The sequence below is a fragment of the Labrenzia sp. ATLA3 genome (assembly GCF_057180185.1).
Genome location: NZ_JBXUKV010000007.1, coordinates 418,797 through 441,192, shown reverse-complemented (window position 1 = coordinate 441,192; position 22,396 = coordinate 418,797). Strand labels below are relative to the sequence as shown.

Genomic DNA, 22,396 nt, shown 5'->3' with positions numbered 1-22,396 from the left:
TCAAGAATGTGACCCCGTGAAAGGCACCGCCAACTTGTGTTGGTTGGGCGATCTGCGACGAGGCCCCCCAAAATTTCAATGCCCTCGAGGCGCAGTGGGAGGACTTGAGTTCGCCCGAGAGAGAATGCGCCATTGGATCGGTCGCAAGACGCTGATCGTGGCCGAGTAAGGAGAAAAATCAATGCATTGCCTGACAGTCATCTATCCGCAACCCGACGACACCGAGGCTTTCAAGAGTTACTACGAAGACAAGCACCTGCCTCTGGTAAGACGTCTGCCGGGCCTGCGCAGTATGCACCATGCCTTTCCCGAAGCGATGGGCCCGGCACAGGTGTTCTGCATCTTTCAGGCCTATTTCGACGATGCGCAGGCCTTCGAGGCCGCAATGACTTCGGACGCGGGTCGCGAGGTGGCCGGTGACGTCCCGAACTATTCGCCGAAAGGTGCCCAGGTCTTCCATTTCCCCGTGGAGACTGTTCACGAAAAAGCCTGATCCCGCCGAGTTCATCATACCCCGTCGCGCTTCACGACGGGGGCGACGGTTCTGACCTGAACCGAGTTGAGATGACATCGTCGCGGGCATGACCGCGAAAAGTTTTACCTTCGTCAGCCTGGCGCGACCGCCGGATCGCCGTTTGATTTTGGGGCCGGCGGGCCCGTGTTGAGACCCTGCCTTCAGTGCATAATGGCATTGCGCGTATCCGCGGGGATCGGTTAGCGTGCTCCGTGGAGGAGGCTTGTGTGTCTCAACAGGAAGTCATGTCAGATCCGGGCGGCTTCAGTGCCGCTACCCCGGTGTCGATCGAGTGCGCGCGCGATCGGCTGGTGGAAGTGTGTGGCAATTTCGAAATCTTGCCCCATGCCAAGAGCGATCATATCACCGGCGCCATAGACTCTCGGATTTTCGGACAGTTCAACGCCGCGGTTGTGGCCACCCGGGTCAGCTCGGTCTGGCGGGATGAGCGGATGATCCGCAATGATCCGGCGCGCAACCTGTTTCTCATCTATCAGCAAAGCGGGCGCAGCGTCATCCGGCAAGGCGACACGGAGAGCCTTATGCAGCCGGGCTCTTTCCATCTGGTCGATTCCGCGTTCCCCTCTCAATTCCGGTATGCCGATGAGACAACACGCAAGATTTCGGTCCATCTGCCACGCGAGGAAACTGTGCGCCGATTGGGACAGACCTGCATTGGCGGGGTGGCAATCGATCGATCAGATCCACTGAACGTGGCGCTTGAGGCGGTGCTGGTGAAGCTGCTCTCGGCGGGGGCGGATACGGCCGGACGTCTGTCGGATACGCTGGTGGAGCTGCTTGGAACCTATCTGAGGTGCCGTGAGACGCAGACGCCGAGCTTGGAGACCGAGGAGATGGCGCGCCTGCGGCAGGCCCGCGACCTGATCGAGCTGAAAGCGCGCGACCCAAACTACTGTCTGGAAAGTCTCTGCCGCGACCTGGGCATGTCCCGCCGGTCTGTGCAGCGGATCTTTTCGAAGGTCAACGAAACCCCCTCAAGGGCAATTCAGGAGGTGCGGCTCGCCTGGGCGCATCGCCAGCTGTCCTCCGACCCGCAGCGGACAGTCGCCGATATCGCCTTCGCTTCGGGCTTCAACGACCTCTCGCATTTCCATAAAAGCTTCCGGACGCGCTACGGCGACGCACCAGGGGCCATTCGCAAGAAGGCCGGCTCCACCGCCTAGGTTGCGGACGCATAAATGAAGGCGAAATGGCATGAGAATAACGAAACCGCGTTAGGAAGGGTGCGCGGAGCGGGCTTTATGCCCGGTCAAGCATTCTGACGACATGCGGTGAAGCCATCTTCATTCATGAGTTCACACCTTGGAATACCGCCCGCCCATCGGGCAGGGCGAGCGGTGCCGGGAGGCCACGTTCGACGCTTGAGCGTCAGCCGTGGGAAGCCTTGATCATGTCCGCGGCCTTTTCGGCCACCATGATGACGGGCGCGTTGGTATTTCCTGCCATGACCTTTGGAAACACGGAGGCGTCGACAACACGCAGGCCTTTGATGCCGCGAACCCGAAGGTCCGGGTCGAGCACTGCCAACTCTCCAGTGCCCATAGCGCAGGTTCCGTTCTGGTGGTGATAGGACATCACCGCCGAGCGCGCATATTCGGCAAGTTCCTCGTCGCTTTGAAGCTCTTCACCCGGATAGATCTCCCGGCCCTTCCATTCGGCGAGCGCAGGCTGCGCCGCGATCTCGCGCATCTGACGGATCGACTTCACCAGAATGTCAACGTCGTGCATATCCGAAAGCACCTTCGGATTGATATGCAGCTGATCGTCGATAGAGCTTCCCGAGAGCCGGATTTCGCCATGGGACGCGGGCTGCACGCCAGAGGCATTCAGCGTGAAGGCATTGCCCGTCGGCTGTTCCATCTCGGGGGTATAGTAGGGCACGTGGAAAAACAGCGGCTGCATGTCAGGCCCCGGGAGGGCGTCATCGGAGCGGATGAAGACATGCGCATGCAGCACCGTGATCGCCATGTCGCTAGGAGCAGGAATTTCCTTCTTGCCCTCGAAGATGACCGGACACAGCGTGTGGTCGTTCAGGTTCTTGCCCACACCCGGAAGATCCTGGCGGACCTTGATGCCCAGCTCTTCAAGGTGATCACGAGGTCCAATGCCGGACATCATGAGAATGCGCGGGCTCTCGATCGCACCGCCCGAGACGATCACTTCGCGGTTGGCCGAGACCCGCCGCGTCTCGTTTTCCTGAAGGTATGTCACGCCGGTGGCCCGGTCCCCTTCAAACTCCACGTTGAGCACGCGTGCATCAGTGATCAGCGTCAGGTTTTCGCGCTCCAGCGCCGGGCGCAGGAAAGCCACGGCGGTTGACGCACGTTCACCGTCCTTCGTGTTCAGATCGACATAGGCCACACCGTCCTGTTGCGCGCCGTTCGTATCCTCGTTGAAAGGATAGCCGGCCTCCTGCGCGGCCTCGACCATGGCACGCGTAAGCGGGTGCGGCTCGTAGTCGGCGGTGACATGGAGCGGTCCGCCTTCACCGTGGTATTTGTTGGCGCCGCGTGAGAAGTCTTCGGATTTCTTGAAGTAGGGAAGCACGGACTCATAGTCCCAGCCCTCGCATCCGAAATCGCTCGCCCAGGCGTCATAGTCGGACGCGTTGCCACGCACATAGATCATGCCGTTGAGAGACGAAGAGCCCCCCAGCGTCTTGCCGCGCGGCCAGAATAGCTGCCGGTTTGCAGCGTGTTCCTGCGGGACTGTCTGGTATCCCCAGTCATACTTGGTGCCCCACAGCTCAATGAGCCGCATCGGGGTCGAGATCATCTCGGTGCTGTCCGGCCCGCCAGCCTCGATCAGCAGCACGCGGGCCCCGTCTTCGCTGAGGCGGTTCGCCAGCACACAGCCGGCCGAGCCCGCGCCGCAGATCACGTAGTCATAGCTCTGCTCCTGCGCGTCGACAGGGTTCACGCTCGCTCCCAGCAGTCCGCCGCCGAGGCTGAGGACGCCCGAAGCGACCGCTGTACGGCCGATAAATGATCGACGGGTGAGATGGGTGTTCTTTGTTTCGGTCATGAGGCTCCTCCCTTGGAACATGAATTGAATGGGGTCGCGCCTCCCTGCGCGGCCCCGGTGTGCTGTCGGATCAGGAAAAGACGACCTGGATGTCGGTGTATTCGGCAAGACCCATTTCGCCGAACTCCACACCGAGTCCCGATTGCTTTAAGCCGCCGAACGGGGCATTGGGCTGGATTGCACCGTGCTTGTTGATCCACACCGAGCCGCATTCCATCCGCGACGCCAATGCGCGAGCAGCTTTCTTGTCGCTGCTCCAGATCGAGCCGCCGAGGCCTGTTTCCAGAGCATTGGCGGCAGCGATTGCATCTTCGACGTCGGAGTAGCTGATAATAGGCAGGGCAGGGCCGAACTGTTCCTCGTCGACCAGTGCATCTCCGTTGGAAAGCCCTGCAATAAGTGTGGGTGGAAAGAAAAGCCCCTCGCCAGGCGTCCCCCCCAGAAGGACCCGACCCTTTGTCTTGGCGTCGTCCACGAGGCGCTTCAGCTTGTCGAACTGCGCCTGGTTCTGCACCGGTCCAAGAATGCTTGCCTCATCCATCCCGTCACCAACCGGGATGTTCCGGGCATAAGCCACAAGCGCATCGCAGACCGCGTCATGAATGCTTTCGTGCACGTAAAGGCGCTTCATCGCGGCACAGGTCTGCCCGTTGTTGATGAAGGCGCCCCAGAACAGGTCCTCGGCGATAGCCTCGGGGTCCGCATCCGGCAGAACGATCCCGGCATCATTGCCGCCCAATTCCAGCGTCAGCCGCTTCATGGTTTCCGCGGCGCTCTTCATCACGCGCTGTCCGGTTGCGCAGGAGCCGGTGAAGACGATCTTGCGAATATCCGGGTGGGCCGACATCAGCGCGCCGAGGTTGACCGCCTTGTCATCCCCCGTGACGATATTCAGCACCCCCGGCGGCAGCAGTGCACTGACGAGTTCCACCATGCGCAGGGTCGCGAGCGGGGTATTGGGCGATGGCTTGATGACAACGGTGTTGCCGGTCCGCAGTGCCGGCAGCACGTGCCAAACCGCGATCATCAGCGGGAAGTTCCACGGGGTGATCGAGCCGACGACGCCAAGCGGCCGGCGGTGCAGCGTGAGAAAGCCGTTCTCGTCGTCCTGCAGCACCTCAACCGGCAGCGAAAGTTCCGCCGTATGGGCGGCCCAGGCCTGGGCGCCACCAACCTCCCAGCGGGAGCCGGCCCCGTTCAAAGGTTTGCCTTGTTCACGCGTGATCAGTTCGGCCAGCTCTTCGCTGTTTTCGGCAAGAACCTGGACAATCCGGCGGCAGATGTCCTGACGCGTCTCGTCAGACGTCGCGGCCCAGGCCGGGAATGCATCCTTCGCTGCGGCGACGGCCTTGTCGAGGGTCGCCTCGGTCGCATTCGGGGCGTGTCCCACAATCTCTCCGGTGCTTGGATTGCGCACTTCGAATGTTGAATCCGTGGCAGCCTGCGCGCCGTTGATCGTAAGTGTCCTGTCGAGCATTTAAGTCTCCTCCCTCCGGGCGCTTGGATCCGCGCCGTCCTTTTTCGTGTCGAGAGTACCGGGAGACCGACGATGGCGTCTTGGCAGGCTGTGCCAGCTGTTATGGGGAATCGCGCCAAGCAGAAGCAGGGACGCTGTTCCGTTCCATGCAACCCGAGTTTTTCAACGGAAATGGGCGGAGAGCGGACTTTTGCTGCGGTCGATACGAATGACCGGAAAGGGGCGGGTTGGCAGCTAGCGGCCGTCAATCGAGAGAAGCCGACTTTCGCCCATAGTTTTCGTGTCGGCTCTTCCTGGCAGTTTTTGTCGTTCACGTCTTCTGCTGCGATGAGCAGACTATTGTCGCTGTTCGGAACCCCATCTTCCCCGGATCTCTTCGTTCCAGCAGACCCTCATGGCGTCGACAAATGAGGCTTGGAATTTTCCCAAATTGTATAATTGTTGACAATCCTACAATATGGCTGCTCAATGCTGTGTCGAAAATCTGATCCAAAAAACAAGAGGGGATCGTGTTATGAAGATTACGCGCAGGAAATTCTCACTCCTGACCGGGGCGGCGCTGGCAGCCTCCGTCGCCGGCGGTGTTGTTCCGGCACTTGCCGCAGGCACAATGGAAGATATCAAGGCGCGCGGGTCACTGCGGGTTGGCGTCACCCAGGCGCCGCCGTGGTATTCCAAGGATCCGGCTACCGGTGAATGGACGTCAGGCGTCGGCGTTTCTGCAGGCAAGGCAATGGCTGAAGCTCTCGGCGTGAAATTTGAGCCGGTGGAAGTGACTTGGGGAACGGCGGTCGCCGCCCTTCAGAGCAACAAGATCGATATCATGTTCGTCCTCGACGCCACGGAAGAGCGGAAGAAGGCCGCTGACTTCCCTCAAGCGCCGCTGCTTTATTACTCATTGGCGCTTCTGGCTAAGGACGATCTGCCCGTGACGACATGGGAAGACCTGAACAAGCCGGATATCAAGATTTCCGTGCCGCAGGCAACCAGCATGGACAAGTTCCTGACGGAAAACGTCGGCAAAGCCAACATTCAGCGCTTCCCCGGCAACACCGAGGCGATCGCAGCTTTCCAGTCCGGTCGCGTCGACGCTGTCTGTCTGTTCCATCCGCCGCTGATTGCCGCCCGTCAGAAACTAGGCTCGGGCAAAATCGTGGTCCCCTCACCGGTCAAATCCAATCCGACGAGCGCCGCGGTGCGCAAGGGCGATAGTGAATTCGTCGCCTTTGTCGATAGCCAGCTAAAGGACTACTACAGCTCCGGCAAAATCCAGGGCTGGTATGAGGACTTCCTGACCGGCTTCGGCCTCAATCCGAAGGCAGCCCCGCCCGTCATCAAGGAACTGCTCTGATCTGGGAATTCCGCGATGTATAACTGGGATTTTTTGCCAGTGCTGAGCGAAAGCGGCCTCTTGTTGGCCGGTTTTCGCAACACGCTCATCCTCACGGCAACCGCTCTCACGGGCGGTCTTGTCGTCGGCTTGCTTCTTGCCCTGGCAAGGCTCTCGCACCGCCGGCTGCTCAGTCTGCCGGCGGGCATCGTTATCGAGGTATTTCGGACAACTCCGCCTCTTGTTCAGCTCTTTTGGTTCTATTTCGGCCTTCCGATTATTCTGTCGGTGGAGATGACGCCGTTCCTGGCGGCGGCTTTGACATTCACAATCCAAAGTGGGGCGTTTTTTGCCGAAATCTTTCGCGCCGGAATTGTCTCCATCGAAAAAGGTCAGTGGGAGGCCGCACGCGTGATCGGCATGACCCACGGCCAGTTGATGCGGCGGATCATCTTGCCTCAGGCGGTCAAGCGCATGTTTCCCTCGATGATGGAACGGTCGATCGAGTTGATGAAGACCACGACGCTTGTCGCCACGGTCTCTTATGCGGACCTGCTGTACGAGGCAAACGAGCTGGCGCAGAAAACATTCCGTCCACTCGAAGTCTATACTGTCGTGGCTCTCATCTATTTCATCTCGATCTCCTTCATCAGCTTCCTTGCCGCCCGCCTTGAAAGACGCTTCGCTCGCAGTGGGGAGATGACCCGATGAGCTACCACTGGAATTTTGCCAGCGTCTTTGACAACTGGTGGGCCCTGGCAATCGGCGTTGCCGGCACGCTGAAGCTCTTCGTCGTTTGCCTGGTGATCGGCATGAGCGTCGGCCTGATCGTTGGCCTGGGGCGCCGCTCGTCCAGAAGGTCCGTACGCTGGCTTTCGACCGCGTTCGTGGAGTTCTTCCGCAATACGCCGGTGCTTGTTCAAATTCTCTGGTTCTACTACGCACTCCCCATTCTGGCTCCGATCGAAGTCAGTCCGTTCCTGGCCGCAATTCTGGGAATCTCGCTGAACTCCGCGGCCTATTCCGCTGAGATCTTTCGCGGTGGCATTCAGTCGATCGAACCAGGCCAATGGGAAGCTGCCAGAGCATTGGGCATGACCTGGCTCCAGTGCATGCGCCGGATCATCCTCCCCCAGTCCATCCGCCGCGTCATACCGTCATTGACCAATCGTGGCGTCGAGATTTTCAAGATGTCCACGCTTGCCTCCGTCGTTGCCTATGTCGAGTTGCTACAGCAGGGCAAGCTTATTGCCTCGCTCAACTTCAATCCGCTTGAGGTCTACACGGTCATCGCGGCCATCTTCCTGATTATTCTCTACCCCATTGTGCGCGTGACCTACGCTGTCGAACGACGCCTTGCCCGGAGTGACTAATTTGACCGGTCCTATTCTTCAACTTAACGGGCTTGCCAAGTCTTTCGGCGGGGTAGAGGTCTTCAAGAACATTGACTTGGAGGTCAATGCGGGCGACCGGATAGCCATTCTCGGAGCTTCGGGCTCGGGCAAGAGCACGCTTCTGCGCTGCGTCAACGTACTGGAGACGCCGAACAGTGGAGAGATTACCGTCGATGGCAAGACCGTCGGCAGCAAGGGGCGCTCAGGCGCTGTGAAATACGCCGAGCGTGAGCTCTGCACCCTGCGGCAGAAGGTCGGCATGGTGTTCCAGCAGTTCAATCTGTTTCCGCATATGACCGTCGCCAACAATGTTGCCGAAGGACTAAAGGTCGTCAAAGGCATTGCTGCCGACAAGGCGCGCGAAAGGGCGTTGAGCGAACTTCAAAGAGTGGGCCTCGCCGAGAAGGCGGACGATTTTCCGTCGCGACTGTCGGGCGGACAAAAACAACGTGTGGCGATTGCACGCGCACTGGCCATGGACCCGGAAATTCTTCTTTTCGATGAACCCACGTCGGCGCTCGACCCTGCTCTTGTGGGAGAGGTTCTGAGTGTTATCGAACAACTCGCCAACGAAGGCAGAACGATGCTTCTGGTCACCCACGAGATCGGATTTGCCTATCACATGGCGACGAGGATCGTGTTTCTGGCCGAAGGCGGCATTTATGAAACCGGAACGCCCGATGAAGTGCTGAGAAAACCGAAGCGGCCGCGGACGCAACAGTTTCTGGCGGACCACCAGCGTTTTCATTTTTAACGAGGATCGAAATCCCTAATGACACATAACAACAGCGCCCAAGGATATGTCGCGGACCCGCGCAATGAAAACGTCCTGGTTTATGTGGATGGAAACCTTGTGCCTCGCAGCAAGGCGACAGTCTCCATTTTTGACAGCGGTTTTGTGCTCGGTGATGGCATTTGGGAGGGGCTCCGCCTGATCGATGGCAGGATCGTTCAGCTGGAGGCACATCTGGACCGACTCTATGAAGGCGCGACGTCGATTGCGCTCGACATCGGGCGCAGCCGGGACGAGCTGAAGGCAGCGATCCACGAAACCCTCGATGCCAACGGAATGAAAGATGGAGCCCACATAAGGCTCATGGTCTCGCGCGGCCTGAAGAGCACGCCCAATCAGGACCCCCGCTTCGTGATCGGGAAGGCGACACTGGTCATCGTCGCCGAGTACAAGGCTCCCAAACCAGAGGCCAAGGCAAAGGGACTGGCGCTGTTCACGTCAACCTTCAGAACCAGCAGTCCGGACGTATTCGATTTGCGGCTGAACTCGCACAGCCGGCTCAATTTGATCCAGGCGCTCATTCAGGCGATCAATGCCGGCGCGGATGAAGCGCTGATGCTTGATCCCCGCGGCTTCGTTGCGAGTTGCAACTCCACCAACTTTTTCGTCATTCGCGGACGTGAACTCTGGACCTCGACCGGGTCGTTTTCCTTCAAGGGGTTGACACAACGCGCCGTTATTGACAGCTGGCGTGCAAATGGCGGTGCCGTATTCGAAAAGGACTTCACCCTGGCGGAAGCTTACTCTGCGGACGAGGCATTTGTGACCGGAACCTTGGGCGGGGTGACCCCGGTTGTCAGAATTGACGGCCGGATGATCGGGGCCGGCAAACCGGGGCCAGTCACAGCTGAAGTCAGCGACGTCTATCGCGAATGGATCTTGCACTGACGAAAAGACACTCAAATGAGGAGGAATGACAGCGTGAACGAAGCTGCACCAGCTGGCACGCAAGTTGTCGCACCGCTCAAGCGCGAGACCTTCAGCGATCGGATTGCTGCGGATTTGCGACGGGCGATCATCAGCGGTGAGATCGAAGCCGGCGATCAACTGCGGGAAACAGAGCTCGCCGCCCGTTTCGGCGTAAGCCGCGGCCCCTTGCGCGAGGCGCTGGGTCTCCTGGCCTCCGAGGGACTGGTGGTCTCCGTCCCCTATACCGGGACACGCGTTCTTAAATTGACAGCAAAGGACGTGCGCGAAATCTATACGCTGCGGACCTGTCTTGAGAGCCTGGCCTTCAAGGAAATCTGGAATTCACGTAGCGAGGCCTTTGCCACGGAGCTTGAGGCCCGTCACAAGAAGCTGCTGGGGACGCAACAGCTGTCCGACCACGTGGCATCGAGCGAAGCGGAAGTGAGACTGCATTCTCTCGTTTACGAATTCTGCGGTCACACCTTGTTGCATGAAAGCTGGCTGCGGATCGCGGGCCGCTTACAGTTTTACCTGGCGGTCCATCAGCGGGCGCACGGACGAACCGCACCTATCGACGACGCTCATGAACGCTACGTCCAACTCGCCCTGGGGGACAACCTCGACCGGATGCTGGACGAAATCGAAGCGCATATGCAGCGCGGCATCGTCCAGATGGAAGACTATCTCGATGGATGAAATCGCTCCCAGTTTCTGCTCTGGCCCAAATATCTTACGCAACGAGTAAGCATATCGGTCTAAATCGGACAGTTTCTCGCAGTGTGGGAAGTGTCCGGATCGCGGAAGTCCGTCCGGAAGTTAGAACGACCGACTTGAGCGCGTGAAGCGAACATTGATTGAGACAACGATCAATAACCGCTCCTGGCCGCGTCCCGACATTTTGAGTTTGGGGCGCCACGATGAAAGAGCGCCATCGTGCGCGAGCCTGTCACTGCGTCCGCTTCCGACGTCATCAGGGTCGCTTGAAGGTTATGCAAATGTGCCATAAAGCGGTCGCGCGAGGAGCGCGTCAGAGAAACGTGAGATGACGCCGCTGGTTTTCGATCAGTCTGGAATGCAGGAAATTGAGCAGTTGAAAACGATCCAAACTGAGCGTCTGGCTATCAGGACTTTCCGTGAAGGTGATGCGGAGGCCTTGTTCGCTTATCTGCGCGAGCCCATCGCGAGTTGCTTCTTCTCGCTAAAACTCGCCGATCTGGCTGCAGCCGAAAGTGAGGTCCGGAGACGCGCTGTCGACGATGGCTGTGCCGCCGTCTGCCTGCAGGAAACAGGTCAGCTCATAGGCGACCTGTTCTTCCATTCAGATGCTGCTGGGCCAGATGATCCGGAAAACCCTCAACAAGCTGACACGGTTTCTGTGGGCTGGAATTTCAATCCACTGTTCAGCGGCAAGGGTTATGCGTTCGAAGCGGCACAGGCCTTGTGTTCCGAGTTGTTCACTCATCAAGGCACAAGGCGCATCTATGCGTATGTTGAGGACCACAACGCCCCGTCGCGCCGGCTCTGCGAAAAGCTGGGCATGCGAATGGAAGGCCTATTCCTGGAATATGTGACGTTCCAGAACGACAGCGCCGGAAATCCCATCTACGAAAACACCATGCAGTACGCCATTCTGCAGCATGAATGGAAACACCGTTAAACCTCCCTGGGGCGGCTGCGTCAGCGTGATCGCAGCCGCGCAGTTTCCTATCCACTGCCATATTGAAAAGGGCCCGGTCACGGACGGCGCCGGCCGGTTCGAGTCGAACACGGATTGCCCAGACAGGCTTTGGCATTGATCAGGGCAAATGGTTCATCCAGCTTCCAAAAGCTTCGCTCTCCGTGCGAGGCTGTCATGCGAGAATGTTTCAGTCACCTTGTAAAACCTGGCTACCGCCGGGACACCTTTGGGCAGGGACAGCCAGGGCAGCTTGGTCGATGTGAAAATATGGACGTCTGGCGGAAACGACGTGGGGTCATCCAGGGTCCCGACCCTGAGAAATCGGATCCGTTCATTCAGCTCATGCTTGTGATAATAACTCCAGACGGCAACATGGCATTTGGCGCAGCGGGCGATTGTCTGCCCCATCCCGCTCGGCGTCATGACCTTGAGCATATCTATATCGCCTGACAGAACCTCCACGTTTTCGGCCTCCACAAGTGCGTTGATCGCAAATGCGCTGCCTGTCTGCCGCTGGCACAGGCTGCAATGGCACCCATGGATGATGAGCGGTGTGGCCAGAAGGCGATAGCGGACGCTTCCACAGGTGCATCCGCCTTCACAGGGCAGCGATATCTGCCGGGTGGCGCCTGCATCGATCCTTGAATTGCGTTGTGGTGTCATGGAAACCTCCATCAGATCAGGCGGCCATTTGGCCTCGGGTTTCACAAATATGCTTTGCGAGAGCGCGGGCATCGTCACCAACAACGCCAAGGAAGGTGGATTTTCGGGTGCGCAGGAACGGCAGCCCCAGCACGTAGAGACCGGGCGCCACGATGCCACCCCGGTGCTGAAGCCGTCCCTTTCCGTCAAAGTGTGGCAAGTGCAACCACGACATGTCGGGCCGAAAGCCCGAAGCCCAGACGATGGTGGAGATCGTGCCACGTGCAAGAGGCAGGGTGAGGCGTGGCATGTCCGGCACCAATGTTGGTGCAAAGCGACGTGGCGCCTCCGCAAAGGTCAGACCGCTCTGCTGTGCCCAGACGTCTATCACCGACAATGCCCGGTTCATCTTGAGGTCAGAGAGCGCTATCGCATTCGCCAGTGCGCCTGAAAACTGGAGTGTCCCCTTTTGGCACCCAACCAGCCGACCGACTATCTCGACCCCCATGCCTTGCAACGCGTTGAGGTCGAGGAACCGCCGCGAGCGGTCACCAACGAGCTGCAGCGACGGCAGTGAGCGGGCACGCGTGATGTCATCTATGTCGTCAAGAGCGGTTGAGTAGAGCCCGGATTGCTCCATCAGCCAGGTGATGTCATGGCCAAGGTAGTGCCGCGGCATGCGGATGTGGTTGCCCGTCGCAAGGATGACCGGGCGGCCGGATGCACGGATCTCCGCGGCAAGCTGCACACCTGTTGCAGATGCCCCAACGACTAGGACACCGCCTGCGGGCAATTGCGAAGGGTTGCGATAGGACAGGGGCGATATCTGCGTGATGTCACGGGGGACCTCCTTGGCAAACACCGGAACAGCAGGACGATTGCAGGCCCCGGTTGCGATGACCACATTTGCGGCGTGCCAGACGCCCTTGTCCGTCGTCACGACAAACTGATCGTTGCCACGTGTGACGGAGGTGACTGTAACCCCAGACTCGACCGGCGCGACGGAATGCGCGGCGTAGGACTTCAGGTAGGCCAGAACCTCGGGCATGGTCATATACCCATGCGGATCGGGGCCGTTGTAGCAATAGCCCGGCAGCCGGCTTTGCCAGTTGGGTGATTGCATGGTGAGATTATCCCACCGCTCATGCGCCCACGAATTGCCAACCTCGCCGCGTTCAAGCACGACATGCGGCTCTGACCGCTCGCTCAGACAGTGGCTCATGGCAAGGCCGGCCTGCCCGGCGCCAATGATAAGTGTGGGTATATGTTTCATGCCGCATCCTCCAATGGAGACCAGGCAAAGGGCGCGAATTCGGCATCCAGTGGCAAGTCCAGGAGGTTGGCCGTCATATTGCTGAGGGTCTTGTTCGCCGCGCCAATGATGACCTCCAGCGCCTGTTCGGGGGCATAGCCTGCCGCCAGAAACGCTGCATGTTCTGCGAGTGCGTTACGTCCGCGATCCGTTGCCAGTTTCCGGGCGAACCGTGCCAGAGCGCCAAGCCGATCATCATCGGGGTCCTGGCCATTCCGCATCGCCTGAACATGGACCTCTTCCAGCCCCGCCTCGGCGGCAAAGGCCGTGTGGCCGGCAACGCAATACCGACACTGATTGGCAACGCTGACCGCCAGTTGGACCACCTCGCGTTCGGCCGGCGTCAGGCTGCTGGCCCCAAAAGCGCCAGTGAGCCCGGCAAAGCCTGTCATCGCCTCGGGATGCGCGCCGTAAACGGCGTAGACATTGGGCACAAAGCCGCGCGCCTGGGCAATTGCATCGAAGATTGGACGGGCTTGGGGAGCCGCTGTTTCAATGGAGTGGATTGGTAAAGTCATGGGGTTTCTCCGCTTCAGGGCCCGCCAATGGGCCACATCGTGCGAGCAGAGATACCCGGCATTTCTTTTGCCGGATGCTTTACAGGTTGGAGCAACGCACTATAGGAATTGATGTAGGTCGCTACACATTCTGGAGTTGGCTCTATGTCCCACAGCTATGGCCAGTGGTGCCCCATCGCCAAATCAACCGAAATTCTCGGTGAAAAATGGACATTGCTGATCATCCGGGAACTGTTGATGGGCAGCACCCGGTTCTCGGAGCTTCAACGGGGGTTGGGAGCCATTTCGCCAACGCTGCTGACCCGCAGATTGGCCACGCTGGAACAGTATGACCTTGTCTACAAGCGCCGGATACAGGGCGGAAGAGGTCACGAATTTATACCGACATCCAGTTGCAAACAGCTTCAGCCGATTTTGCTGGCGCTTGGCAGCTGGGGCATGGAATGGTCCAAGGCCTTCATGAGCGATGCCGACTACGACGTTGAACTGCTGATGCTTTACCTTCAGCGCAGCGTTGTAACGGAAAACCTGCCCGGCGGTAAAACTGTCGTGCTGTTTCAGTTTACGGATTTCCCCGAGCAGCCGAAATGGTGGATCACGGCGGAAGGTGAAAACGTGGATGTCTGCACGACCGACCCGGGGTTGGATGTCGATGTCTTTGTCAAAACCAGGGTTCGCGCGATGGCGGATGCCTGGTTGGGGCGTACAAGTTACAAAGCCGCCAAAGCATCAGGTGCGATGGAGATCATCGGGCCGGTTGCCCTGACGCGCAACCTCTCGCACTGGCTGTCGGATTGTATTTTCGCCAGCCTGCCCAATGCCGAGGAAATCCTTGCGGGAAGCTAGGGTGTCGACCCTTAAATGAAGACGAAATGGTTTGAGGAGGACCAATCCGGTTAAATCCGTAGGGTATGGAAACGGCTACACCCCAGATGCGGAATCCAAAGAGGTTGATCTGAGGATCGTTCGTGCCTCATGCGTCACGCGCTCAACGATAGCACCGGCGGGCTCAATCGTATTCACCAAGCCGACGCTTTGACCTGCCCACATGGACATGGCCTCAATTTCTCCCGTCATCTCGCGGTGTGGGGTCGTGGATTGATATGTACGGATCCTCGCCTCGCCGCGCTGTGCGACTGTCTCGCCCGCGCGATGTCTTGATGTGTTGTCCGGGCGCCCCTCTGCCAGCCAACGGGCCGCCAGTGCATTGCGCAAAACGCGGTGCTGTGCGTTTGGCCAGCCGACGTTGTAAAGGTCCGTTTCAACCAGCGTATCGCCGTGATCGGCCGCAATGAGGCGCGCGATGTAATCCTTGTGAGCCGCACTTTCCGGGGTTGCCAGAAACCGCGTCCCCATCACGGCGCCACTTGCCCCAAGACACAAGGCTGCCGCCAGCCCGCGCCCGTCCGATATGCCGCCTGCGGCCAATACGGGTACGGACCCCGCAACGTCTACCACGGCAGGAAGCAGCGACATTGTCGCGATGGTACTGCGCACATGCCCGCCAGCCTCCCAGCCTTGTGCAACCAGCACATCCACTCCGGCTGCGACAGCCCGCTTTGCCTCTTCAGAATCCGAAACGGTCTGGATCACCAGCGCGCCATGTGCATGGACCCGGCTCACGTATGGGGCCGCGTCACCCCAGAAGAAGTGCACGGCATTCGGCTTGTAGGAAAGGCAATGCTCCAGCCGCGCGTCTTGTGGCATGTCAAGGCAAAGATTGACGGCGAAGGGGGCATTCGTCTTTGCGCGCAGGCTTTGCAGTTCGGTCTCGATGATGTCTTGCCCGCTCCATGATAGCGGCATGATTGGATAGCCGCCCGCATTGCCGACGGCTGCTGCCAGATCACTTTCAACCACACCCCCCATGGGGGCCAGGGCGATTGGGTGCTCCACGCCGACAAGCTTTGTAAAGGCTGTGATGAATCGTTCGCCGGGCCGTCTGGGCAACATGACACTCTCCAATTTTGCCGTACGCATTGTACCGCGAGCCCGGCATGGCCGGCACCAATGAAGGTGGTCGATGCAATGCGCGCGACGCTCGTTGTCCTTTTGTGCCCGGAGTCAGGCCACCGTCACATGGACGTTGGTCGGGTTGGTCATCAGATCGAAAACCGCCGACCTTTTTTGTGATTGGGCGATCAAGGCACGAATATCGTCATCGCTGGCATCCGCCTCGATTTCAAATGTGACACGTACCGCGCTGAAGCCGTTGCGAATTTCCGGGTCCATGCCCAGAATTCCGCGCATGTCCATGTCACCTTCGACGCGGGCTCGCACCTTGCGCAACTGAATGCCCCGGTGTTGTGCGACTGCAGCGACGCCGCCGGTCAGGCAGCTTGCGAGAGCCGACAGGACAATTTCGGGAGGTGTCGGGGCCGTGTCGGGGGCAGCGAAAACCTCCGGATGATCCGAACTGATGGTGAAGGTCTGTTTGCGGGCGTGGTCCTGGCCCAGCCCGAAGTAACCGTTGATCGTGTTCCGGCTTTCGGAACCGGCAACCCAGTCGCAGATGCTCCGAAACGTAAAAGACGCGGCTTCGGGCATCTCGGCAAAGGCGCCCCGCGCCCCGATCAGAGCTTCAGTATTGACGCCGTTTGATACGGTTCCGTTGTGAGTCCGTGTCGTCATTGTAATTTCCTCATTAATACATCCTGCGCTGATTGATTTCCGCGCCTTGAGGTGACTTCTAAGGACTTGACGGACCGCGAGATACTTCACGCTCGAAAGCAACTCACTACATAAATGGTAGTTAAATGGGCGCGGTTATGCGGCCTACCCGAGTGAACGGCTGGATAGTCCGCTCTGCCGACTTTGCCGCGTGTCCTGGCCTGGCCGTCGCCACAAACGTCTCCTTCAACGAGCCGCACCGTAGCAACATTGAGTTGGAGCAACGGCAGCTTTGGGACGTTTTTGTCGACCAGGCGCCAGCCAAGGTCAGGATCGGGATGCTGTGGCGCCGCAAGTCGGCTTCGAGCCCAATTTGTCGGACGCCGCAAGTCGCATTGATGTTCAAAATGACGTACGGCTGACCTTCAAACGCAGCGTGGCGGCTGAGGCGTTGCCAAAAGCCGATTGTCGGTCAATCTGCCCATCGGCTTCAGCGTCGTGGTCGATGCAATGCCCGGCACATGGCGAGCTTGCGTTGCACCAGGGCGTTGTCGACTTCAGTTCAGGTGCTCTTTCCCAATGTTCTAGCTCAGCACGCCACGGGCCGTCGAGCACGGTCTCATCCAGCGTCCCAGGTCTGGTATTCGCGCATCGATACCAGTGTCTTGTAGCCTGTAACCGGCTCGTGATTGATGTAAGTCTGCGCAAACTCGTCGAATTCTTCCATTGATGCACAGTGCAGAACCAGCACGATGTCGTCGTCGCCCGTAACCCAAAGAAGGCGATTGACAAGGGATTCCTGACGAAGCCTTTGACAAAACTCGTCCATCAAACGCGGGCTATGGCCATCAATGGTCACGAGAACGACGATCACCAGTCCGCGATCTTCGAGCTTGGGCGAAATGACCGCGACTTCGCGTTCAATGGCACCAACCTTTCGTAGTCGTTGCACCCGACGCAAACAGGCAGCCGGTGACAGGCCAACCTCTTCCGAAAGTTGTTCTCCGGTTCGACGGCTGTTGACTTTGAGCAGTGCGAGAATGCGCTGGTCGAAGCTGTCGAGGCTCTCCAATGCGATTCAACCTCCTTGAGTAGATTTGCGAGATTCTCGCACGAGCCACCAGAAATCGCGAGATTTTCTTGTTTTGCGCGGGCAATTCACGACCCGGCCGTTAGTAAATCTAATAGCACTAAGACGTTCACAACAAGGGAGATTGTGATGTTGACCAAACCAGAAACCAGAAACCCGCGCTAAGGCGCTCCTGCCGCTCCGCATGAAACAATTTGATCTACTTGAAGATATCAGAAAGTCTCGAGAGAAAAAAATGAACGAAACTGCACCCCATATAACGCGGATCGATATCGATCAGGTGCGGGCTGACGTGCCGTCCTGCGAAGATGTCCTTCACTTCAACAACGCCGGTGCATCGCTGATGCCAAGCGAGGTATTCCGTGCGCTGCAGACGGTGCTGCAAAACGAATATCATGTCGGCGGTTACGAGGCCGAAGGTCGGGCCGGCGATGACCTCGCCGCGTTCTATACTGAATTCGCCGGGCTTCTGAACGCGCATTCTGACGAAATTGCATATGTCGAAAACGCGACCCGGGCTTGGGACATGGCGTTCTACGGGCTGGATCTGAAATCGGGCGACCGGATCATCACCCATGGGTCGGAATACGCCTCAAACTATCTGGCCTTTCTGCAACAAGCAAAGCGGAAAGGCCTTCACATCGACCTCGCGCCGTCGGATAACACGGGCCAGATTGATGTGGCCGGCCTTGAGCAGCTAATTGGGCCGAGGACCCGACTGGTGGCGATTACCCACGTACCGACGCAAGGCGGCTTGGTGAACCCGGCCGAGGCTGTGGGTGCGATTACGCGCAAGCATGGTCTTCTCTACATGCTCGACGCGTGCCAATCAGTCGGTCAGATTGATGTGGACGTTCAGAAGATCGGCTGTGACATCCTTGCTGGGACGGGTAGGAAATATCTACGCGGACCGCGCGGGACAGGTTTTCTCTATGTCCGGCGCGCGGTTCTCGCCCAGATTGATCCACCGTTTATCGACCTGCATTCGGCGCATTGGACGGGGCCTGACAGCTACGAGCTAGCCAAAGGTGCCCGCCGGTTCGAGAACTGGGAAAGCTATATTGCAGGGCGGGTCGGCCTGATGACCGCGGTGCGCTACGCGCGACGGATTGGGTTGCCGGCCATCGAAGCGCGGGTGGCGAGGCTGGCCGAAATGCTGCGTGAGGCGCTCAGACAGGTTGACGGTGTGAGCATTCATGATCTTGGCGCAAAGAAATGCGGCATCGTCTCCTTTCGGAAAGAAGGGGTCGATCCGGCGCGCATGGCAGAAATGCTGGGAGATCAGGGCATCAACGTGTCGGTGTCCTGTCTTGCCTACGCGCGCCTCGACTTAGAACTACGTGGATTGCCCTCGCTCCTGAGGGCATCGGTGCACTATTTCAATAACGAGGATGAAATCGAACGGTTTGTCGAGGCAATTTGGGCTATCCACTAATTGGTTGAGGCAGTGAATTACGAGCCAGCAGCAATGGCAAAATCCGATCTGCGTGCTCCTTTAGTGATGGTCCAAAAGGTTTGGTAAGGCTGCCGTTCAGACCCCTACCTTGGTCAAACCGAAAGGCGTAGGAAACACTTTTTCAGTTTGGCTAGTCATTGGAAATTGATGTAGAGGCAATTTTACTCGCAAGACCGTGCCCATGAAGCGAAGCGCTCTACTTCAGGAAAACGCGGATGATCGCTGAGGCTCACAGCCCAAAAAGTTCTGCCGGGCAATTTCGCTTCAGAAAGGCGTACCAGGTGCCCGGCTGCGACGGCGGAGGCGGCCAATACGCTGGAAGCAAGTACCGCACCCTGACCTGCAAGCGCCGCGTCGATAGCATTGATTTCTTCGGAGAAATGCTGAGTGACCTCTGGCACCTCGCCTGTAAGCCGGGCTGCGCGCGACCAGCGTTGCCAGTTGGGTGGCGCTTCCGCGCCGCAATTCCAGCGGTACTGGATCAGCGGCAGGCGAAGAATATCGGCGTCTTCGTTGACCTGATGCCGACGCAGCACGTCCGGCGCGCAGAGCGGAATCAGACTGTCTTTAAATAGCGGCAACCACTGATTTTCCGTGCCCGCTTGACCTGCATAGCGAACCGCGAAGTCGACATCGCTGGCAGACAGGTCCACCGGTCGGTTGTCGGCCTCGATTTTCAGATTCAACCCGGTCTGACTGTGCAATGCGGGCAGGCGCCTCATGAGCCAGAAGCTGGCGAATGCCACAGTTACGGAAACCGTCAACGGGCGGCCTTGATCCAACTGGGAAAGACCTGAGATGGCCTGAGCCATACGGTCGAAACTCTCGCACAGCACCGGGTATAATGCCTCGCCTTCCGCCGTAAGGCGGATTGGTCGAGGATAGCGGTGAAAGAGCTTCACTTCCAAGATCTCTTCAAGTTGGCGGATCTGGTGGCTGATCGCGGTCGGCGTTAGGTGAAGCTCTGCCGCGGCACGGGCGAAATGCAGATGCCGGGCGGCGGCTTCAAAGGCGCGTAGCGCGTGAAGTGGAGGCAAGCGCCGCATCTCTATCCTTTCCATTCGGTGTTGCGCCTAGGTGAATCTCATTCATCCATGCCCTGAAAAATTCGCCTTCGCCAGAGAATAAACCGCTTGGTAGGCAAAATGTGTAGTGCAAAACCTCAGGAGATTGCCAATGCCTACTCTGCTGCGAATTGATGCAAGCGCCCAGCTTGAAGAACGCTCTCTGACACGACACCTGACCGGGATATTCACGAGTACATTTCTGGCCAACGCACCGGAAACGCAGGTGATCACCCGGGATGTCGGGTTGAACCCCATTCCCGCAATTGATCAAAATTTCATTCATGCCGCCTTTACCCCGCCCGACGAGCGTGAGCCGTGGATGAACGAGCGCCTAGCCCTGTCCGACGAACTGATCGAGGAAGTGGAAGCGGCGGATATCCTCGTCATGGGAGCGCCGATGTACAATTACGGGATGCCTACCGCATTAAAAGGCTGGATTGACCAGGTTGCACGGATCGGAAAGACCTTTTCCTTTGATCTTGCACGCGGCGATGCGCCGATCGAGCCGATCCTGTCAGGAAAACGGCTGGTGGTGCTGTCAGCGCGCGGTGAATTTGGTTTTGCTCAGGGGGGTGTAAGGGCTCACCTCAACGCGCTTGACCTTGGTCTGGCAGCTTGTGCGCATTACTTCGGCGTCGCGCCGGGACATATCGATACTATCGCCATCGAATACCAAGAGTTTAAAGACGATCGTCACCGGGCTTCGGTTGAAATGGCAGAGGCCCGCACCAGCGACTTGGCCGCCGAATTGGCCGGAGCTGCTGCGCGGGCGGCTTGAAACAAACTTATGAGACGACAGCACTAGGTGGCGCGCACTGAAATCCGCGCCACCAATTCGTTTTGCAGGCAGCTTAACGCCATTACGGAGTTGATATCGAGCTTCAAAGGGCCGGAAGTAACGTCGCGCATGGGGGCGACCACGCGTGGGCCGCTGCGCTGCCGCAGGTCGGCTCCAAGCCATACCAACCGATGCTGCGCGATACACGAATGTCTGCCGAAGATCCCTGGTTGCTCCTGATTGACGGGCAGCTAAGGATCAAGGTGTGTAGCGTTTTCGAGACGCTTGAGTACGGCATCACTCATCATCACTTCGTCATCGCGATAGTTCCTGGATTTCCGGGCAACTTCGATAGCATTCACGCCATCGTCGCTTCGTGCGTTCGCGTCAACACCAAGATCAAGAAGTGCCAAGACAGTTTCTTCATAACGACCTAATGACGCTGCAAGTATCAAAGAAGTGCGTCCCCAGTTGTCATGTGCGTCAATGTTTGCCCCGGCACCAGCGAGCACAAGGACGCTTTCAGTTTTCCCTCTATACGCTGCACGCATGAAAGCGGTAAAACCATTGTTATCTTTGATTTCAAGTTTGGCATCTGCGTTCAGTAATTGGACGATCAGTTCGGGTGATGCATTCGCCGCTGCCATCATGAGGGCAGAGCCACCATGTTTATCTTGAATTTCCACATCCGCGTGCTGGGCCAACAGAGCTTTCGCAGCAGGAACATTGTCCTCAAAAGCAGCTTCCATCAACGGTGTTGCTCCATCTTCGTCACGGGCATTCACATCCGCTCCGTTGGCAATCAGCAGCGTAACCATCTCCAGGCTCGAATCGCGTATGGCATGTGAGAGCAATGGTGTGTCATAGGCGCCTTGGGCCGATATATCCGCGCCCGCGCCAATCAACGCAATGACGGAACCAAGATCATTGTTCAAAACGGCCCACAAAAGTGGTGTGAAGTCGTTTTCAGTCTCTCGCGCATTGGGGTCCGCACCTGCGGCCAGCAGGTCAGGCACGATTTCTGGAACCCGATCATACGCAAGCACATCCATCAGGACTGTTTCGCCGGATTCTCGCTGTACGTTTGGATCAGCGCCGGCATTTAGAAGCAGGCGCATGATTTCCGCATTTTTCTCCTCGGCGGCATACATGAGCGGGGTATAGCCTCGATAAAACCTGGTGTTGACGTTGACCCCTGCAGCAAGCAGCGCTTTCACGGCACGCAGGTCCTCATTCCCCAACGCATTCAAAAGGGCAGTGTCCCCATTTTCGTCGGTCGCCTCCAGGTCCGATACGTTCAGCTTTTGTTGTACTTCCGAGTCGGTGGCCTTTGACCACCATTCTGGGTCGCACAACTCGGTGCATGATTGGCTCAATGCCGGGGTTGACAGAATTGCAACCCAGACGACAAGGCTGAGACAGAGCTTTGCGGGCATTTTTGCGTGAATTCCGATTGTGTTAGGCGACGTTCAATTTGCCGGTTGATTAATAGTAGCTCCAGACTATCGCAACTGTGTTGTGCGGAAAGACAAAGTCATGGGCAAGCACGATGGAGAGCCCGACAATGTGTATTCAACCGACTCGCCCGAAATCCAGACATTCAAACTCGCGAGCCTGAGGTCCGGTTTGTCCGCAGTGCCGGCATCTGGCAGCCACCCGTCTTCGCGGATGCAATGAATGGCGGCTTTGGTAGACCGCACCGCAACAACTTATCAGCGCGTAAATGTCAGCTAAACCCGATGAGAGCAAGCGGGCTGTATTACCCGTCTTGAGCTCGTTCCAG

At 58.3% G+C, this 22,396-nt stretch carries 22 protein-coding genes; 12 read left to right on the top strand and 10 right to left on the bottom strand.

Annotation, left to right across the window (positions count from 1 at the left end; all coding sequences use genetic code 11):
* Nucleotides 1–181 precede the first annotated feature (181 nt).
* Together AC2A6O_RS21195 and AC2A6O_RS21190 are read left to right on the top strand one after the other, a co-directional pair.
* Nucleotides 182–493, top strand: a complete 312-nt coding sequence (locus AC2A6O_RS21195; RefSeq protein WP_498930031.1) for an EthD family reductase — start codon at nt 182–184, stop codon at nt 491–493.
* Between the two features lie 248 nt (nt 494–741).
* Entirely contained in the window at nt 742–1,698 is a 957-nt protein-coding gene (locus tag AC2A6O_RS21190; RefSeq protein WP_498930029.1) for a helix-turn-helix domain-containing protein, read from the top strand.
* Between the two features lie 205 nt (nt 1,699–1,903).
* Here AC2A6O_RS21190 and AC2A6O_RS21185 read toward each other — a convergent pair whose 3' ends face one another.
* Together AC2A6O_RS21185 and AC2A6O_RS21180 are read right to left on the bottom strand one after the other, a co-directional pair.
* Complete coding sequence (locus tag AC2A6O_RS21185; RefSeq protein WP_498930027.1) at nt 1,904–3,559, bottom strand: GMC family oxidoreductase; 1,656 nt, start codon at nt 3,557–3,559, stop codon at nt 1,904–1,906.
* A 70-nt stretch (nt 3,560–3,629) separates the two neighbouring features.
* On the bottom strand, nt 3,630–5,036 hold the full coding sequence (locus AC2A6O_RS21180; RefSeq protein WP_498930025.1) for an aldehyde dehydrogenase family protein: 1,407 nt from the start codon (nt 5,034–5,036) through the stop codon (nt 3,630–3,632).
* A gap of 514 nt (nt 5,037–5,550) precedes the next feature.
* On the opposite strand from AC2A6O_RS21180, the gene AC2A6O_RS21175 reads away from it, so the two are divergent.
* From AC2A6O_RS21175 to AC2A6O_RS21145, 7 genes are all read left to right on the top strand, one after another.
* Nucleotides 5,551–6,387 carry a transporter substrate-binding domain-containing protein gene (locus AC2A6O_RS21175; RefSeq protein ID WP_498930023.1) on the top strand — a complete coding sequence of 279 codons (837 nt, stop codon included), beginning with the start codon at nt 5,551–5,553 and terminating at the stop codon, nt 6,385–6,387.
* A 15-nt stretch (nt 6,388–6,402) separates the two neighbouring features.
* A complete protein-coding gene (locus AC2A6O_RS21170; protein WP_498930021.1) occupies nt 6,403–7,077 on the top strand; it encodes an amino acid ABC transporter permease in 675 nt (224 codons plus the stop codon).
* Nucleotides 7,074–7,739 (top strand): amino acid ABC transporter permease, encoded by a 666-nt coding sequence (locus AC2A6O_RS21165; protein ID WP_498930019.1) that lies wholly within the window; start codon nt 7,074–7,076, stop codon nt 7,737–7,739. The genes AC2A6O_RS21170 and AC2A6O_RS21165 overlap by 4 nt, the downstream gene beginning before the upstream one ends.
* Nucleotides 7,732–8,514, top strand: a complete 783-nt coding sequence (locus tag AC2A6O_RS21160) for an amino acid ABC transporter ATP-binding protein (RefSeq protein WP_498930017.1) — start codon at nt 7,732–7,734, stop codon at nt 8,512–8,514. Before AC2A6O_RS21165 ends, AC2A6O_RS21160 begins: the two co-directional genes overlap by 8 nt.
* Before the next feature lie 18 nt (nt 8,515–8,532).
* Nucleotides 8,533–9,441 carry an aminotransferase class IV gene (locus AC2A6O_RS21155; protein WP_498930015.1) on the top strand — a complete coding sequence of 303 codons (909 nt, stop codon included), beginning with the start codon at nt 8,533–8,535 and terminating at the stop codon, nt 9,439–9,441.
* 33 nt (nt 9,442–9,474) lie between these two features.
* The gene (locus AC2A6O_RS21150) at nt 9,475–10,158 is read left to right on the top strand and encodes a GntR family transcriptional regulator (protein ID WP_498930013.1); all 684 of its coding nucleotides are present in this window, start codon (nt 9,475–9,477) and stop codon (nt 10,156–10,158) included.
* Nucleotides 10,159–10,504: 346 nt separating this feature from the next.
* Nucleotides 10,505–11,119: a GNAT family N-acetyltransferase gene (locus tag AC2A6O_RS21145; RefSeq protein ID WP_498930011.1), complete on the top strand. Its 615-nt coding sequence runs from the start codon at nt 10,505–10,507 to the stop codon at nt 11,117–11,119.
* A 153-nt stretch (nt 11,120–11,272) separates the two neighbouring features.
* Here the strand turns inward: AC2A6O_RS21145 and AC2A6O_RS21140 are convergent, their stop codons facing one another.
* From AC2A6O_RS21140 to AC2A6O_RS21130, 3 genes are read right to left on the bottom strand one after another with little or no spacing between them, the layout of a single operon-like run.
* A complete protein-coding gene (locus AC2A6O_RS21140; protein ID WP_498930009.1) occupies nt 11,273–11,803 on the bottom strand; it encodes a GFA family protein in 531 nt (176 codons plus the stop codon).
* A gap of 16 nt (nt 11,804–11,819) precedes the next feature.
* Nucleotides 11,820–13,055: an NAD(P)-binding domain-containing protein gene (locus AC2A6O_RS21135; protein WP_498930007.1), complete on the bottom strand. Its 1,236-nt coding sequence runs from the start codon at nt 13,053–13,055 to the stop codon at nt 11,820–11,822.
* Entirely contained in the window at nt 13,052–13,612 is a 561-nt protein-coding gene (locus AC2A6O_RS21130) for a carboxymuconolactone decarboxylase family protein (RefSeq protein WP_498930005.1), read from the bottom strand. The genes AC2A6O_RS21135 and AC2A6O_RS21130 overlap by 4 nt, the downstream gene beginning before the upstream one ends.
* Before the next feature lie 144 nt (nt 13,613–13,756).
* Here AC2A6O_RS21130 and AC2A6O_RS21125 point away from each other — a divergent pair, with 144 nt between their 5' ends.
* Nucleotides 13,757–14,458 carry a winged helix-turn-helix transcriptional regulator gene (locus AC2A6O_RS21125; protein WP_498930003.1) on the top strand — a complete coding sequence of 234 codons (702 nt, stop codon included), beginning with the start codon at nt 13,757–13,759 and terminating at the stop codon, nt 14,456–14,458.
* Between the two features lie 75 nt (nt 14,459–14,533).
* Here the strand turns inward: AC2A6O_RS21125 and AC2A6O_RS21120 are convergent, their stop codons facing one another.
* The 3 genes from AC2A6O_RS21120 to AC2A6O_RS21110 form a co-directional block, all read right to left on the bottom strand.
* Nucleotides 14,534–15,565, bottom strand: coding sequence for an NAD(P)H-dependent flavin oxidoreductase (locus AC2A6O_RS21120; RefSeq protein ID WP_498930001.1), 1,032 nt, complete (start codon nt 15,563–15,565; stop codon nt 14,534–14,536).
* Between the two features lie 111 nt (nt 15,566–15,676).
* Nucleotides 15,677–16,243, bottom strand: coding sequence for an OsmC family protein (locus tag AC2A6O_RS21115; protein WP_498929999.1), 567 nt, complete (start codon nt 16,241–16,243; stop codon nt 15,677–15,679).
* A gap of 598 nt (nt 16,244–16,841) precedes the next feature.
* Complete coding sequence (locus AC2A6O_RS21110; RefSeq protein ID WP_498929997.1) at nt 16,842–17,294, bottom strand: Lrp/AsnC family transcriptional regulator; 453 nt, start codon at nt 17,292–17,294, stop codon at nt 16,842–16,844.
* Nucleotides 17,295–17,547: 253 nt separating this feature from the next.
* Between AC2A6O_RS21110 and AC2A6O_RS21105 the strand changes: the two genes are divergently transcribed.
* Entirely contained in the window at nt 17,548–18,747 is a 1,200-nt protein-coding gene (locus AC2A6O_RS21105; RefSeq protein ID WP_498929995.1) for an aminotransferase class V-fold PLP-dependent enzyme, read from the top strand.
* 182 nt (nt 18,748–18,929) lie between these two features.
* Here the strand turns inward: AC2A6O_RS21105 and AC2A6O_RS21100 are convergent, their stop codons facing one another.
* The gene (locus AC2A6O_RS21100; protein ID WP_498929993.1) at nt 18,930–19,829 is read right to left on the bottom strand and encodes a LysR substrate-binding domain-containing protein; all 900 of its coding nucleotides are present in this window, start codon (nt 19,827–19,829) and stop codon (nt 18,930–18,932) included.
* Between the two features lie 115 nt (nt 19,830–19,944).
* On the opposite strand from AC2A6O_RS21100, the gene AC2A6O_RS21095 reads away from it, so the two are divergent.
* Nucleotides 19,945–20,613, top strand: coding sequence for an FMN-dependent NADH-azoreductase (locus AC2A6O_RS21095; RefSeq protein ID WP_498929991.1), 669 nt, complete (start codon nt 19,945–19,947; stop codon nt 20,611–20,613).
* Nucleotides 20,614–20,864: 251 nt separating this feature from the next.
* Here the strand turns inward: AC2A6O_RS21095 and AC2A6O_RS21090 are convergent, their stop codons facing one another.
* Nucleotides 20,865–22,049: an ankyrin repeat domain-containing protein gene (locus AC2A6O_RS21090; RefSeq protein WP_498929989.1), complete on the bottom strand. Its 1,185-nt coding sequence runs from the start codon at nt 22,047–22,049 to the stop codon at nt 20,865–20,867.
* Nucleotides 22,050–22,396 lie beyond the last annotated feature (347 nt).